The organism is Bradyrhizobium sp., assembly GCF_035935975.1.
GTDB lineage: Bacteria > Pseudomonadota > Alphaproteobacteria > Rhizobiales > Xanthobacteraceae > Bradyrhizobium.
In genome coordinates, this window is record NZ_DASYWN010000064.1 from 59441 (window position 1) to 75174 (window position 15734).

Genomic DNA, 15734 nt, shown 5'->3' on the forward strand with positions numbered 1-15734 from the left:
CTCGTCTTGATCTACTCACGCGAAAGATCCCCTGGCTGATTTGATCAACACCGCGCCGCGGGACATTTCCACCTCCGGCGCCCGGCCCATCGCCGTCCTTTGCGTCTTGGCCGCAGATTGTGATCTCATTGAATTGCCACGAGTGCGGCGGTCACATCCGCTATCACCGCCTTTCTTGCGGTGTTCGGATTAGGCCAGCTCCTGGTCGGACCGCTCTTAGATCGCTACGGAAGACGTTGGCCAGTACTGATCGGATTTGTTGTGTGTTTCTTCGGCTGCGTCTGGTGCGGCCTAGCAACCGACCTACCGAATCTACTGGTCGGCCGCGTCGTACAGGCCGCCGGCGCTTCCGTGACGTCCGTGCTGTCTCGCGCTATCGCCCGCGATCTGTTCCGAGGGCCGGCACTGGCCGACCGATGGCGCTGACTATGATCGCAATGTCCCAGATGATGAACGCCGCAATCGGCAGATCGCTTCCTGCCACGGTGTCCCATGAAGCAATGTTAGCGCTGGGCGTCGTGATGAGCGCGGTCTTCCTGCTGGCTCTTGGCCTATGGGCGTGGGGTCCAGGATCTTAACTAGCTTTTGGCTCCGCGCGCGTGTCTCTTCCGTTACCCATCAGCTTGTGAAGCGCGGCCTACGCCGTCGGGCAAGCACGGCAAAGCTTCGCCGGCCCGACAATTGCACCTTCTTCCCACGGAATCAGGTACCGTGGAATTCCGGTTTGCTGCTGCCGGGCGGTCGCTTCATCTCGAACATGTTTTCAGTCCTGACCTCGAGGTAGTCTCCACCGCGGCCGGCGCGCAGTATCGGACGCGCAAGCGCCGTGTTGTACACGCCGTCCTCGATCAACGATTTGTCGATGTAGACTGCGACGACCTCGCCAAGCACGAACCATCCTTCGACCTTTTCACCGCGTGCATTGGCCAACTGAGAGACATCGACGACCTTGCATTCCATGGCGGCCTTACTCTCGCCTACCCGAGGCACGGCAACGTGGCGCCCCGGTATCGGTGTCAGTCCAGCGGCCTCGAACTCGCTGACGCCGTGATCGAGCGGCTGCGCCGTCAAGTTCATTCGCTCGCCGAGATCCATGGTGACCAGATTCCATACGAATTCACGGGTCTCACTGACGTTCTTGACGGTATCCTTCCACGAAATAGAGGAAAACCCGATGATCGGAGGGTCGTACAGGAAGGCGTTGAAGAAACTGTACGGCGCGAGGTTTAATTGACCGGCCGCATTGCGCGATGAAATCCAGCCAATCGGACGCGGCGCGACGATCGCATTGAAGGGGTTATGTCGGAGTCCATGGCCTTTCGAAGGCTCGTAGTAGTGGAAGTCGGACTGGTCCATAAGTGCCTCCGAATCTGCCGAAGGGAGTCCATTCGGCCCGTCGAGCTCAACAACGGTCGACGCACGACATGACCATGCGTTGCGCATAACCTCGTCGGAACGTCCGCAAGGCCCTTGCTTAGGGGCTCAGGCAATTGCCCGAGCCGCAGCCGGCCGTTGCCCGGTGCCGTCGAGAAAACCAGTCAGGCGCTGCCGGATGATCTGTTCGGCGTCCGCCATGATGCGGTCGATCAGTTCCTTCACCGTCGGAATGTCGTGGATGAGCCCGACGACCATGCCGCAACTCCAGGCGCCAGCATCCATCTCGCCGTCCACCATCACCTTGGGATAGACGCCCGCGACCTGATCATGGATGTCGTCGATCTTGAGGCTTTTGCCCTTCTCGCGCTCGATTTCGAGCAGATGCTCGACGCCCTTGTTGTTCAGCACCCGCTCGGTGTTGCGGAGCGCGCGCATCACGAGGCGGGTGTCGAGCTCGGAGGCAGCGACCAGCGCATTCTTGACGTTCTGGTGCACCGGCGCTTCCTTGGTGGCGATGAAGCGCGTGCCCATGTTCATGCCGGCCGCGCCCATTGCCAGCGCCGCAACCAGGCTGCGCGCGTCGGCCATGCCGCCGGAGGCAACGAACGGGATTTTCAATTCCTCGGCTGCACGCGGCAACAGGATCATGTTCGGCATGTCATCCTCGCCCGGGTGACCGCCGCACTCGAAGCCGTCGACGCTGACGGCGTCGCAGCCGATCTGCTCGGCTTTGAGCGAATGCCGCACGGAGGTGCATTTGTGGATCACCTTGATGCCACCCGCTTTCAGCGCCGGCATGTACTGTTCGGGGCTGCGCCCGGCGGTTTCAACGATCTTGATGCCGCCTTCTCTGATCGCCGCGATATATTCGGGATAGGGCGGCGCGCTGAACGTCGGCAGGAACGTCAGGTTCACTCCGAACGGCTTGTCCGTCATGTCGCGGCAACGCGCGATCTCCTTGGCCAGAAGCTCCGGCGTGCGCTGCGTCAGACCCGTGATGAGCCCGAGGCCGCCGGCGTTGGATACGGCGGACGCCATTTCGGCGAAGCCGACGTAGTGCATTCCGCCTTGGATGATCGGATGTTCGATGCCGAACAGTTCAGTGATCGCTGTCTTCACGGTAGGCTCCTTGTTTCTGATCAATGCACGATTTCAAACAGACCGGCCGCGCCCATTCCGCCGCCGATGCACATGGTCACCACGCCGTATTTCGCCTTGCGACGCCGCCCCTCGATCAAGAGGTGGCCGGTGAGCCGCGAGCCGGTCATGCCGTACGGATGCCCGATCGCGATCGAGCCGCCATTGACGTTGAGCTTGTCCGGATCGATGCCGAGCTTGTCGCGACAATAGATCACCTGCACCGCATAGGCTTCGTTGAGCTCCCAAAGGTCGATGTCGTCGATCTTCAGATTGTGGCGCTTGAGCAGGCGTGGGATCGCGGCGACCGGGCCGACGCCCATCTCGTCCGGCTCAACGCCGGCGGCGACGAAGCCGCGGAAGATGCCGAGCGGCTTGAGGCCCTTCCTAGCCGCGATCTTGTCGCTCATGATCACGCAGGCCGAAGCGCCGTCGGAAAGCTGGCTGGCATTGCCCGCACTGATGGTCTTGCCCTCGAACACCGGCCTGATCTTGGCGAGGCCCTCCGCGGTGGTCTCGGGGCGCGGGCCCTCGTCTTTGGCGAGCGTCACCTGCTCATAGGTGACCTCCTTGGTGTCCTTGTTGACGAGCGCCATCCTGGTGGTGAACGGCACGATTTCGTCGTTGAAACGGCCGGCCTGCAGCGCAGCGCCGACACGGCGCTGGCATTCGAGGCTGTATTCGTCCTGCTTGTCGCGGCCGATGCTATAGCGCTCGGCCACGACCTCCGCGGTATCGAGCATCGACATGTACATTTCGGGCTTCATCGCCATCAGTTCGTCATCGACGGCGTGGAATTTGTTCATGTGCTCGTTTTGCACGAGGCTGATCGACTCGATCCCGCCGCCGATCGCGACCTCGACGCCATCGAGCATGACCGATCGCGCGGCCACGGCGATGGCCTGCAAGCCGGACGCGCACTGCCGGTCGATGGTGGTGCCCGCGACCGTGACCGGCAACCCGGCCCGGATCGCGCCTTTGCGCGCCACGTTCATCACCATGGTGCCCTGCTGCATTGCGCAGCCCATCACCACATCCTCCACCTCGCCGGGCGCGATGCCGGCGCGCTTCACCGCTTCGGCCATCACATGGCCGGCCATGGTGGGGCCGTCGGTGTTGTTGAGCGCGCCACGATAGGCCTTGCCGACGGCGGTCCGGGCGGTGGAAACGATAACTGCGTCAGTCGTCATGCTGGCCTCTTCTGTTTACGCGGCTGCATCCAGCTGCGTGTAGCGCAGCAGGTGGAAGGCGGGATCGCCGAACTGGATGTTGATGGAGGAGATGCGTTTGAAATAGTGCCCGACGTTGAGCTCGTCGGTCATGCCCATGCCGCCGTGGATCTGCACCGCCTGGTCGGCCACGAACCTGCCGGCGTAACCGATCTTCGACTTCGCCCCGGAGGCGAGCCGGGAGAGGCCGGGAGCCGCCGCGCCGAGGCTGAGGTTGAGATGTTGCATCAGGGAGAGCGCTTCCTGATGCGCGATGAACATGTCGACCATCCGATGCTGGAGTACCTGGAACGAGCCGATGGTGGAGCCGAACTGCTTGCGGGTCTTGGAATATTCCAGCGTGGCGGCATTCAGCTCGCCGATGGCGCCGACCGCTTCCGCAGAGAGCGCGCCGATGGCGCGGTCGCGGCAAGCTTCCAGCGCAGCGACGCCCTCGCCCTCCCTTCCCAGCAACTGCCCGCGAACCTCGCGCAGACTGATCTCGGCGGCGCGCCGGCCATCGATGGTCTTGAAGCTCTGGAGAACGAGGCCTGCGGCCCGGCGGTCGACGACGAACAGGCTGACGCCGCCGCGCTCACGCTGATCCCCGGAGGTTCGCGCCGAGACGATCAGATGATCGGCCCAGGGCGCGGCCATCACCATGGTTTTCTCGCCGCTCAGAACGTAGTCGTCCTTCTCGCGCCGCGCCCGCGTTGCGACATGGGCAAATTCGAAACGGGAGCCGTTCTCCGCCCAAGCCAGCGCCCAAAGCTTGCTGCCGTCGATGATCTCAGGAATGAAGGCTTGCTTCTGCTCGGGCGTACCCGCGTGCTCGATCAGCCCGCCGGCCAGCACCACGGTCTCGACGAAAGGCTCGACGACCAGGTGGCGGCCGAACTCATGCATGATGATCATGGTCGACAACGGACCGCCGCCGAGGCCGCCGGCGTCCTCGGAGAACGGCGCAGCGAGCAGGCCGAGCTCGGCGAAGGCGTCCCACTGCGTCCGGCTGAAGCCTTCCTCGCTCGCGACGATCTTGCGCCGCGCGTCGAAATCGTAGCGATCGCGCAGCAGGCGCTGGACGCTGGAGCGCAGCAACTCCTGCTCTTCCGTGAACTGGATGTCCATCCGATCCTCCCGATGCGCCGCAGCTAGAGCCCGAGCACGGCTTTGGCGATGATGTTGCGCTGGATCTCGTTGGATCCGCCGTAGATGCTGAGCTTGCGCGCGTTCAGATATTTTTCCGACGCGGTGTGAGCGTGGGCGGGACCCGGCATGAAATGGTTGGCGCCGGCCGGGTGCTCGCGGATGGCAAGTCCGTAATTGCCGATCGCGCGGTGGGTGAGCTCGGTGATGGCCTGGAAGATCTCGGTGCCGCGGATCTTGAACAGCGAGGCCGCCGGACCGGGATCGATGCCGCGCGCCATCTGGGCGACGACGCGCAGCTCGGTCGCCTCCAGTGCCAGCACGTCGAGCTCGACGCGGGCGATGTCCCGCAGAAACTCGAGATGCGCCGGATCGTCGGCCGATATCTCGGCCTTCACGATCTGCTTCAGCTTGCCGATGTAGCGGGTGGAGCGGCCGATGCCGGCCATGCTGGTGCGCTCGTTGCCGAGCAGGAATTTGGCGTAGGTCCAGCCCTTGTTCTCCTCGCCGACCAGATTCTCGACCGGCACGCGGACGTTTTCGAGGAAGACGTCGTTGACCTCGTGACTGCCGTCGATCGTGATAATCGGCCGCACGGTTACTCCCGGCGATTTCATGTCGATCAGCAGGAAGGAGATTCCCGATTGCGGCTTCGCGCTCGGATCGGTCCGCACCAGGCAGAAAATCCAGTCGGCGTGCTGGGCGAGCGTGGTCCAGGTCTTGTGGCCATTGACGATGTAATGGTCGCCGTCGCGCACTGCCTTGGTTCTGACCGTCGCGAGGTCCGAGCCGGAGCCCGGCTCCGAATAGCCCTGACACCACCAATCTTCGCCGGACAGGATCCGCGGCAGGTATCTCTTCTTCTGCGCCTCGTTGCCGAAAGTGTAGATGACGGGGCCGACCATGGTGACGCTGAACGCCAGCGGCGGCAGTGTCCCGGCTCGTGAGGTCTCCTGCTCGAAGATGAAGCGCTGCGTGATCGACCAACCCGGACCGCCATACTCCTTGGGCCAGAGCGGGGCGATCCAGCCCTTCTTGTAGAGAATCCGGTGCCAGAGCAGCGACTGCTCCTTGGTCAGATCGGTCTCCGGGTTCGGGACGCGCATTTCCTGCGGATAATTCTCCGCAATGAAAGCGCGCACCTCGTCACGGAATGCGGCGTCCTCTCTGGAAAGATCGAGCTCCATCGCGCGGCCCTGCTACCACTTCTCACCGAAGGGGCGGATCTCCAGCTCGAAGGTCCAGGCGCTTCGTGGCTGCTGATAGAGCTGCCAATAGGAGTCGGCGACGGAGGACGGCGGCATCAGCAGGTCGGGATTGTCGAGCGCGTTCGGGCCGAGTGCTTCGAGGCGCCGCTGGCGCACCCACTCGGTATCGACGCCGGAATCGATGATGAGATGCGCCACGTGAATGTTCTTCGGCCCCAACTCGCGTGCGGCCGCCTGAGCCACCGCCCGCAGGCCGAACTTGGCGCTGGCGAAGGCGGCATAACCGATGCCGCCGCGCAGGCTCGCGGTCGCGCCGGTGAAGAAGATGTTGCCCTTGCCGCGCGGCAGCATCAGCCGCGCAGCTTCCCGGCCGGCGAGAAAGCCGGAATAGCAGGCCATCTCCCAGACCTTGCGGAAGACGCGCTCTGTCGTGTCGAGGATCGGAAAATTGACGTTGGCGCCGATGTTGAAGATGCAGACTTCCAGGGGCGCATGCTTGTCGGCATCGTTGAGGAAGGAGATGACCTCCTCCTCCTTGCGCGCATCGAGCGAGCGCGCATGGATCTCGCCGCCGGCGGCCTCGATCTCCTTGACGAGCGGCTCGAGCTTCGCCCCGTTGCGGCGACCGGCAAAGACGGTGAAGCCTTCCGCGGCGAACTTCTTGGCGATTTCGCCGCCGATGTAGTCGCCGGCACCAATCACGGCAACGGTCGCGTTTCTCTTTTGCACGGGTCGTCTCCCGGTTGGTTGGGTTAGATCTGAAGCTGCGTTGCGGGTGCCGCGGCGCCCGCCCCGATGCGGCATGCGTGGACAACAATCCATCCGGCCGCCCACGAGATCGACCATATCAGGGTCGCCATCGTCGCCTCCCGAATGAACCGTGCCACCAGTGCACCGTGACAGGTCGTTAGATTACAGTTCTTTTTTAGAACTCGTCAATCGCAAACTTCCTCGGAATCGCGATTTCGCGAGTTACGGCAGCCATGCTGCCGTTTCCGGGCGGGCGGCGGCCGCGACCGTGGTTTGCTTCACTTCGGGCGTGGCACGCTTGTCGATTGGAAGCTCGTTTACAAAGGCGATGGGAGCGACTACCATAAGTATCAAATAAGAACTTTATGGAGGAGCGATCATGGAAGATCGTCACGGCGTCGCGATCCTGGTCGGCGCAGGCGATGCGATCGGCGCCGCGGTGGCGCGGCGCTTTGCCACCGGCGGTTATACGGTTTGCATCTGCAGGCGCGATGCCGCCAAATCGCAGGCGCTCGTCGATGAACTCACCGCCGCCGGCCACCGCATCCACGCCTTCAGCGTCGATGCGCGTCAGGAGGTCGAGGTTCAGAAGCTGTTCTCCGACGTTGAAAACAACATCGGGCCGATCGAGGTTTGCCTGTTCAACGCCGGATCGAACGTCAACAAGCCCCTCGTCGAGACCTCGGAAAAGTTGTTCTTCAAGGCATGGGAGCTGGCCTGCTACGCCGGATTTCTTGTCGGGCGCGAAGCGGCCCGGGTGATGGCGCCTCGCGGGCGCGGCACCATCCTGTTTACCGGCGCGACCGCGAGTGTGCGTGGCGGCCAGGGCTTTGCCGCGTTCTCATCGGCGAAATTCGGGCTCCGCGCAGTTGCCCAGGCCATGGCGCGCGAGCTTGGGCCGAAGAATATCCACGTCGTCCATCTCATCATCGACGCCGGCGTCGACAGCGAAGCCATCCATCACCGCATGAAGGCAAGAGGCATCGAGGCGAGCGAAATTCCGCCTGATAGCCTGACCAAGACATCCTCGATCGCCGAAGCCTACTGGTTTGCCCATCAGCAGAGCCGCGACGGCTGGACCCACGAGTTCGATCTTCGCCCATCGGTGGAGAAGTGGTAATGAGCGGGACACCCGATCTCACGCTGTGGGGCGCCGGCACGAGCCGCACGGTCCGCGCCCACTGGGCCATGCACGAGCTTGGTCTGTCCTACACAATCAAGCCGATTGGGCCACGAACGGGCGAGACCAAGACCGCCGAATACACCAAGCTCAATCCCCGCCAGAAGGTCCCATTGTTGCAGGACGGTGACTTCTGCATCGGGGAAAGCGCCGCAATCGTCGCCTATCTGTCGCGCATGTATTCCACGCCGGAGCGCTCGTTGATTCCGGAAGCGCCGCGCGAGTACGCCGCATGGCTCGAGTGGTGCTTCTTCATCGTGGCCGAGCTTGATTCCACCAGCCTTTACGTCATGCGCCGCCACCGCGCCGATGCGCTGGGACACATCTACGGCGTTGCGCCCGAGGTGGTGGCTCAGGCCGCGGAATATTTCCGCGGGCAGTTGCGCCACGTTGAGGTCGCCCTCGCCGATCGACGGCAGTTTCTCATGGGTGAACGCTTCAGCAGCGCCGACATCCTGCTGACGACCTGCCTCGACTGGGCCATCGCTTACGGGGTCGGCATTTGCGACAATGCACACCCCTATCTTGAACGCATCCATCAGCGGGAGGCTTATCGGAGCGCGAACGCCGCGAATGCTCCGGCTGCACCGGTCACGCCTGCGCCGGCGCGGACTTGAGATACGCCCCGCCGGCCGCGGTCTCCACCTTCGAACCTCATACGGCCGCCCGCACGCTCCGTTCCGCGATCATCTCGTCAATCGCATGGTCGTCGTATCCCAGCTCGGCCAGCACCTCACGTGAATGTTCGCCGACCCGAGGCGCCGGTCCGCCAATCGCGGCCTGATTGACCTCGAAGCGGGCCGCGGGCTTCGGCTGCCGCACCCGACCGACCTTCGGTTGATCGAACTCTGCGATGATGCCGCGCGCGACTACCTGTTCGTTGTGAATGATCTCGCCGCGCCGCAGAATCGGCGCGCACGGCACGTCCGCCGCATCCAGGCGCTCCAGCCACTTGGCAGTGGTGTGCTGACCGATGTATTCCGCCATCTTGTGGATCCGCGCGGTCGCATTGACCGAGCGCCCCGATGGAGTCGCAAAGCGTGGATCGCTCGCGAGCTCGGGATCACCCGAGGCGCTGCAGAAGCCCTGCCATTCGGAATCGGAGATGGTACCGACGGTGATGTAGCCGTCGCTGGTCTTGAACACGAGATCCGGCCGGTCATTCGGATCGGGCGCGCTCGCCTCGGTGCCGACCACGGTGTACTGCATCATGCCTTCCGGCCAGAGATAGGAGATCATCGCATCCAGCATCGCGATCTGGATATGGTCGCCCCGCCCTGTCTTCTCACGCGCATAGAGCGCCGCCGCCACGGCCTGTGCGGTGAACACGGCGGTGGTCTTGTCGCACACGATGGTCCGGATCATCTGCGGCCGGTTCGTGATCGGCTGCGACTGGATATCGGCAAAGCCGGACAAACCCTGGATGATGGGATCGTAGACCCGCTTCTTGACGTAGGGACCGGTGTCTCCGACGCCGCTGATCGAAACGTAGATCAGGCGCGGATGACGCCGACGCAAGTCCTGGACGCCGAGCCCGAGGCGCTCCATGGTGCCCGGCCGGAAATTCTGCACCAGGACATCGGCCTGGGCGACCAGCCGGGTCAGCACCTCGCGCCCGGAGGCACTCTTGACGTCGATCGACAGCGAACGCTTGCCGCGATTTGACGAGATGAAGAGCGCAGAGAACTCGCCATCCTTGTCGATGGTGGCGCGGCTGCGACGGGTGATGTCTCCGCCGATCGGCTCGATCTTCAGGACGTCCGCCCCCTGATCGGCCAGAAACATGGTCGCAAACGGGCCTGACACCACGCCCGTCAGATCGAGGACACGAACGCCATCAAGCGGTCCGGGCATGGGCTTCTCCCTTCTCAGCGGAGGATAAGTGTGACAGCGATCAGCAGCACGCTGCCTGCCATTCCAAGCATCAAGGCGGCAACGATTTCTTCGCGGGCTCGGCTCATTCGTGCATCCTCGGTTCTCTTCGGGCGGACGAGGCTGTTCAGTGACGCGGCCCTCCTCGGGCTTCGCTCTCGGCGCTAGGCCGTCTGGGAAAGAGGCAGCCTGGTCTGCTCGAGAATGGACTCTTCGACGTCGCGGAGTTGGTCCTTGCCGAAGAACATCTCCTTTCCGACGAAGAAGGTCGGCGAACCGAACGCTCCCCGGCTGACCGCATCGTTGGTCAGGTCGATGAGCCTCTTCTTGACGTCGTCCTGCTGCGCACGGGCGATCAGCTTATCAATATCGATGCCGGAGGAGATGAATGCACTCCTGAAGATTTCGAGATCGTCCATTTTCTTCGGCTCTTCCCACATGTGGTGGTAAGCGGCCCGGAAATAGGGCTCGAACACGCCTTCGAACTGCGCCGCGACGGCGCCGCGCATCAGCATCAGCGTATTGACCGGGAAGAACGGGTTCTGGCGGAATTTCGTGACGTTGTGGCGGCGGATGAACCGCTGGGTCTCGAGCGCCTGGTACTCCGGCTTGTTCTTGATCCCGCGAAGGGAGTCGAATGGCGACATATTGCCGGTCGCCTTGTAGATGCCGCCAAGCAGCACCGGGACGTAGTCAAACTTGACGCCGGTGCGCTGCTCGATGCCTGGAATGGCCAGTTCCGCCAAATAGGCATTTGGGCTGCCGAAATCGAACTGGAATTCAACTTTCAGGGTCATGTCGACGTCCTCCGGTAGCATGAGCAGGTGCCGGCCTCGCAGCGCCAGCCTACTTTGCTTCAATCTTATAGTTCTAAAAGAGAACTGTCAATTCTTCGCTCGGTTAGCCTGATATGTACCCGCTTGGAAGCCTATTGTTTGGATTTCAGTACCTATCTAGAATGTTGGGAAGGCCACCCTGGCTTCCGGGACGATTCGAGGCACGCATGCGGGCCGCTGGAGTGTGTGAATGAAGTGGAAAGAACTCGAGGAAGAGCCTTGTTCGATGGCCCGAACCATCGGCGTGATCGGCGATCGCTGGACTCTTCTGATCTTGCGCGAATGCTTCCTGCGGACCCGCCGGTTCGAGGGCTTCCAGTCGGCGCTCGGGATCACCCGCCACCTGCTGGCCGAAAGGCTGAAAAAGCTGGTGCGGCAGGGAATCCTGCGGCGGATTCCCTACCAGGAATCGCCCAAGCGCCACGAATACATCCTGACGCAAAAAGGGCTCGATCTGTATCCCATCATGATGGCGATCGTGCATTGGGGCGATACCCACATGGTCGACGAGCGTGGCAGGCCGTTGCTGCACCAGCACCGCAAGTGCGGCAAGGACTTCGATCCGGTCATGGTGTGCTCCGAGTGCGGCGAGCCACTGTCGGCCAAGGAGGTTCACACGCATCCGGGCCCGGGCGCCCGCAGCACTCCGGCAAGCCCGCCGCCTGCGACCTCGAAGACCAAGGCGCGCTCTCGCGCCGCTTGAGGTGCGCGGGTCGTGATGTCTTGCCATGCGCGGGCAGCCGATGTCGTTCCTATATCCGGATCACATCTTCGGGCGCCTCGCGCATGTAGAGACGTTCAACCTGTTCCGAGCGGACTTTCATTACGGCGCGCTGGTTGACATAGGCCTTGTCGGTGATCTCTCCTGCCGCCATTGACGGAGGATCCTTCAAGAGGATGAAGGAGCAGATCCTTTCACTGCTTCCGACCGTCTCGTTGTAGCTCCGAAAGCGATCCTTCAGGACCTGAATGACGAGAGGGTCGCAGGTCAGATCCCCGGCCGGAGCCGCCGCGATCCGGGCCGCCTCTGTCGGATTCAACCAGCAGAGCAGTGCACACGCCTCGCGATTTTCTCCGGCAATGACGACATCCAGCAGGACTCCACCCGTTGCGGCCAGAACGGCCGCGCGCATAGTCCCGATCGCGACCCAGGTGCCGTTCGCGAGCTTGAAATTCTCCGAGATCCGCCCGGTGAAGCGCAGCCCTCGCTCAGGCTTCTCCGGATCCAGAAACGAGACCGTGTCCCCAATTCGGTAGAAGCCTTCTTCGTCGAAGGCCCTTTCCGTCAAATCCGGACGGCCGAGATAACCAAGCGTGACATTGGGCCCCTTGACCCTGGCCTCGTACGTGTCGGAGATCGGGAGCAATTTGAGCTGGAGTCCCGGCGCCGGAAGCCCGATCTCCCCTGGCCGGTCCGTCGCCCAATGCGTCGTACTGATGGTCGGCGCGGTTTCAGTCGTGCCGTAGCCCGACATCACCGGAATCCTCCGCCCCGTGATCGACGACGTCAACCGATACAGCTTCTCCAGCGTGCCTTGCGAGATTGCAGCCCCAGCGTAGGTCATGCGATCCATCCGCTTGAACACGCCGGCGCCGAGCTCGGGATCCTTCTCGATTGCGTCGCAAAGCAGATTGTAACCGGCAGGGACATTGAACATGGCGGTCGGCGAAATCTCCGCGAGATTGGCGAGCGTCTTGTGAAACAGCTGCGGCATCGGCCGGCCGTCATCGATATAGAGCGTGCCACCATTCTTGAGGATGCCGTGAAGGATGACGTTGCTGCCCATGGTGTGGTGCCACGGCAACCATTCCACCTGGATCGGCGCTGCCGGAGGCGAGACCAGCAGACTGCCCATTTGGAGCGAGCTTGCCATCATGCGGTGGGTGTTGAGCACTCCCTTCGGAGAGCCTGTCGAACCCGACGTGAACAGAATCTTGGCAACATGGTCGCAAGAGACGGCGCGGGAAGCATGGTCAAATTCCTCATGGCCGGTTCGGCCAGTCAGGACGCGGAAAGGAACCGTGTCGGGAGCACCGTCGACGCTGATCCAAGTCGCGGCTGCCAGTTCGGGAATGGCGCGGCCGGCGGAGAACTCGCGACCGCTTTGAACAAACACGAAATCCGGCCGCAGCACTTCAGCGACCTCCTTGAGACGCGCAAGGCCGCCGGGCATCAGCGTGTAATTCGGCGATATCGGCGCCAGGATGATTCCGATCGACATCGCCGCAAACGAGATCACCGCGTTCTCGATCGAGTTTCCCGACAGGATCGCCAGTCTGTCGGCCGGCTTGGCGCCCATCTCGATCAGGCTTTGGCCGACCGCCTGAACCTGCGACCATGCCTCGCCATAGGTGATCTGGTCCCATCCGCCTTTCGTGTCGCGCTGTGCGAGGAAAACCCGGTCCGGAACGGAGTCCGCCCAACCGGGCAGGCAATCGGTGATGCGCCAGTCGCAAGGCTTCCATTCAATGGGCGAGCTCAAGACCAGCGTGCCATCGGAGCGGCGCTCGATGCGGAGTTCCCGCGGCGCAAACTTCAGTGCCGTCGTCGACATGACATGATCTCCTGACTTGCCGGACCATTCCGCGCGCCGCATGCGTCACATCGCACCAAGCGCCGGCGTCCGCTGTGGATATCGGCGCGTCCGTTACAATTCCGCTGCGCGCTCACTCGGACCTGGCGTCCAGCACTTCTCCGAAGGCCTCCCAGGTGGCGCCGGTCCATCGCTGCAAACGCATCTGGGTCCAGATCATGTTCTCGGTCTCACTGGTGTTGACCTTGATTCCCGGCAGCGCCGTCGGGACGACGAAATCCCGCAAGTTTTTGGCCTGCGCCACGACGTTCTTGCGGGACAGATCATCTCCGCATTGCTTGAGGATCTGTTCGAGCAGGATGCCTTGCTGATAGCCGGTCAGATAGCTGCCGTTCGTGATATCGACGCCAGGCAAGTATTTATCGAGGAAGGCGCGGTAGGCCTGCATGCCGGGATCGTCTTTCCACTTGGGATCCACGACGTCCTTGTTGATTGTTCCGACGATCACGCCGACCGACTTGTCGAGACCGGCGGGCGTGAGCGTACCGCCGACCGAACCAGACGGGAAGTTGATGATGACCGACGCCTTCCAGCCGATCAAGGAGGCCTGCCGGATCGCCTGCGCGGCAAATTTCGGCGTACCTGCGATGAACAGGGCCTCGGCACCGGAGCTCTTCAGATTGGTGATTTGCGAATCGACGGTGGGTTCGGATACCTCATAGGAAGCAGTAATAACCCTGCGATCGTAGTCCCCGCCGAGAAACGCCTTGAAGGCATTGACGTAGTCTTTGCCGAGGTCGTCGTTCTGGTAGAGGATCGCGTATTTGGCGTTCGGCAGGGCCTTGGTCAGGTACTTGGCGTAGATCTTTCCTTCAGTGTCGTAGCTGACGAGGCCGGTCGTGATCAGCGGGTAAGCCGCGGCGTCGGTGAACTTGGATGATCCGCTCACGATTGCGATGCTGGGCACACCTTTCGACTTCAGATATTTTGCGGTCGCCGAAATGGCGGGCGTGCCGAGCTGCCCGAACATGAAGGCGATTTCATCGCTCTCGACGAGCTTACGGACCTGCTCCACCGCTTTCGGCGGGCTGTATGCATCGTCGTAGGCGACGTAGTTGATCTTGCGTCCGTTGATGCCGCCGCGATCGTTCAGAGACTGAATGTAGGCGATCAAGCCCTTGCCCACGAGGCCGATCGATGACGCTGGTCCACTGAACGGAAATACCCCACCGATCTTGATTTCGGTCGCGCTGACGCCCGGTTCGTCGGCTGCAATAGCCGGCCCGCTAAATAGTAAAGCTAGAACAGCAAGACGCTTGCATTTCGCCCACATTCCCTGTCCTCCCTTGACGTTCACCCGCTCAGGCACCTCGCTGCCTTCGCCTTCGCGGCGTCGCTGCTGATCGCCGCCGAACCAAGCCCGCAGCCGCAACCGGCCATCTTGCCCCGAACATACAGTTCTATTTAAGAACTGGTCAAGCCTTAGATGATTATAAGATCGCCGGCTGAGAAACTGCTTGCCGGTCACAGGAAGCCGCCAGCCAATGACGTACGCGTGTCTGTGGCAGCGAAAGTTGGCTTTTGCATTGTGTTTACAAGCTGATCCTACGAACAACGAGCAGCCCTTGAAGCAGATCCTGCTTGTAAATTCGATTAATGAACTAACGGCACCCGGCGCTTCTACGGCCAGTGCATTCCGGTCTTACGGCTGTGTATGATTAAAGGGATGCTCTTCGAGGCTTCGGGCTGACGTCCACGCGTTGCGGCGACCCGGTCAAATCGCAGCACGGGGCGGGTGTCGATCAATTCGGCGCGCGTTTAGCTGGTAGACTTGAGGATCAGCCTCTCGACCGACACGCCAGCGAAAGCAAACATCGGCGAGGACGCTTTCGCGAACGCGATGCGCGATCTGCTATGGCGGACCCCTGGTTCACGCGATCAGCGTCCGAGCAGATCCTTCTGGGGGGCATGGGGATCGAGCTCCAATCGTTTGCCTCGAACGCCGAACGTGCGTTGAAGCTCGCCGCGTCAAAGCAACGCTCAAGCTTCACTCACGTCAGAATGCTTCCGCGACCTAAAACGGGAGATCGTAAGGACGAAGCGGACGCCGCGGCGGACTACGCGCCAGCAAGTAGACAGCTGAGGGACTGGAGCTGGCCCACGTCTGCAAGTGCTGGGGGTCAGCACAGGTGAATGTAGCTCACTGATGCTTGCAAAATTCTCATTTGCCCGCCAGTTCAATCACAACGCAGACTAGTCCCAAAATCAAAGCTTTCGATGTCTTTTGGGGGAGATGCGTGCATTCTGCGAACGCCGATGGCGTTAGGTTGGGAAGGGCGAAGCCCCTCAGCACTGCGCCCGAGCAGCAATCCTAGGTGAATTGGTTTGTTCGACCGCTCGTCCCAGCCGACCAGCGGCAGGCTGATCGACGCAAAAATTACGGGAGAAGCGCTCAAAGCCGCATAGCGGCCTTCAGGGCGCGCAGG

14 protein-coding genes are annotated in these 15734 nt (G+C 62.2%); 4 read left to right on the plus strand and 10 right to left on the minus strand.

Going from position 1 to position 15734, the window contains the following annotated elements; translation table 11 throughout:
- Positions 1–180: 180 nt before the first annotated feature.
- Positions 181–426, plus strand: coding sequence for an MFS transporter (locus VGR99_RS39440; protein ID WP_326905346.1), 246 nt, complete (start codon positions 181–183; stop codon positions 424–426).
- A gap of 276 nt (positions 427–702) precedes the next feature.
- Here the strand turns inward: VGR99_RS39440 and VGR99_RS39445 are convergent, their stop codons facing one another.
- The 6 genes from VGR99_RS39445 to VGR99_RS39470 form a co-directional block, all read right to left on the minus strand.
- Positions 703–1356 (minus strand): flavin reductase family protein, encoded by a 654-nt coding sequence (locus VGR99_RS39445; RefSeq protein ID WP_326905347.1) that lies wholly within the window; start codon positions 1354–1356, stop codon positions 703–705.
- Positions 1357–1482: 126 nt separating this feature from the next.
- The gene (locus VGR99_RS39450; RefSeq protein WP_326905348.1) at positions 1483–2496 is read right to left on the minus strand and encodes a nitronate monooxygenase family protein; all 1014 of its coding nucleotides are present in this window, start codon (positions 2494–2496) and stop codon (positions 1483–1485) included.
- Positions 2497–2516: 20 nt separating this feature from the next.
- Entirely contained in the window at positions 2517–3704 is a 1188-nt protein-coding gene (locus tag VGR99_RS39455) for an acetyl-CoA C-acyltransferase (RefSeq protein WP_326905349.1), read from the minus strand.
- A 15-nt stretch (positions 3705–3719) separates the two neighbouring features.
- The gene (locus tag VGR99_RS39460) at positions 3720–4850 is read right to left on the minus strand and encodes an acyl-CoA dehydrogenase family protein (RefSeq protein WP_326905350.1); all 1131 of its coding nucleotides are present in this window, start codon (positions 4848–4850) and stop codon (positions 3720–3722) included.
- A gap of 23 nt (positions 4851–4873) precedes the next feature.
- The gene (locus VGR99_RS39465; protein ID WP_326905351.1) at positions 4874–6055 is read right to left on the minus strand and encodes an acyl-CoA dehydrogenase family protein; all 1182 of its coding nucleotides are present in this window, start codon (positions 6053–6055) and stop codon (positions 4874–4876) included.
- Between the two features lie 12 nt (positions 6056–6067).
- Positions 6068–6805 carry an SDR family oxidoreductase gene (locus VGR99_RS39470; RefSeq protein ID WP_326905352.1) on the minus strand — a complete coding sequence of 246 codons (738 nt, stop codon included), beginning with the start codon at positions 6803–6805 and terminating at the stop codon, positions 6068–6070.
- A gap of 400 nt (positions 6806–7205) precedes the next feature.
- Between VGR99_RS39470 and VGR99_RS39475 the strand changes: the two genes are divergently transcribed.
- Complete coding sequence (locus VGR99_RS39475) at positions 7206–7946, plus strand: SDR family NAD(P)-dependent oxidoreductase (RefSeq protein ID WP_326905353.1); 741 nt, start codon at positions 7206–7208, stop codon at positions 7944–7946.
- A complete protein-coding gene (locus VGR99_RS39480; protein ID WP_326905354.1) occupies positions 7946–8623 on the plus strand; it encodes a glutathione S-transferase family protein in 678 nt (225 codons plus the stop codon). Before VGR99_RS39475 ends, VGR99_RS39480 begins: the two co-directional genes overlap by 1 nt.
- Positions 8624–8660: 37 nt before the next feature.
- On the opposite strand, the gene VGR99_RS39485 is transcribed toward VGR99_RS39480, so the two are convergent.
- Both VGR99_RS39485 and VGR99_RS39490 read right to left on the minus strand, forming a co-directional pair.
- Positions 8661–9860, minus strand: a complete 1200-nt coding sequence (locus VGR99_RS39485) for a CoA transferase (protein ID WP_326905355.1) — start codon at positions 9858–9860, stop codon at positions 8661–8663.
- Between the two features lie 182 nt (positions 9861–10042).
- Positions 10043–10675, minus strand: a complete 633-nt coding sequence (locus VGR99_RS39490) for a 2-hydroxychromene-2-carboxylate isomerase (RefSeq protein ID WP_326905356.1) — start codon at positions 10673–10675, stop codon at positions 10043–10045.
- A gap of 229 nt (positions 10676–10904) precedes the next feature.
- On the opposite strand from VGR99_RS39490, the gene VGR99_RS39495 reads away from it, so the two are divergent.
- Complete coding sequence (locus tag VGR99_RS39495; RefSeq protein WP_326905357.1) at positions 10905–11417, plus strand: helix-turn-helix domain-containing protein; 513 nt, start codon at positions 10905–10907, stop codon at positions 11415–11417.
- Between the two features lie 49 nt (positions 11418–11466).
- On the opposite strand, the gene VGR99_RS39500 is transcribed toward VGR99_RS39495, so the two are convergent.
- Together VGR99_RS39500 and VGR99_RS39505 are read right to left on the minus strand one after the other, a co-directional pair.
- A complete protein-coding gene (locus VGR99_RS39500; protein ID WP_326905358.1) occupies positions 11467–13311 on the minus strand; it encodes an AMP-binding protein in 1845 nt (614 codons plus the stop codon).
- A 70-nt stretch (positions 13312–13381) separates the two neighbouring features.
- On the minus strand, positions 13382–14581 hold the full coding sequence (locus VGR99_RS39505; RefSeq protein WP_326905465.1) for an ABC transporter substrate-binding protein: 1200 nt from the start codon (positions 14579–14581) through the stop codon (positions 13382–13384).
- Positions 14582–15734 lie beyond the last annotated feature (1153 nt).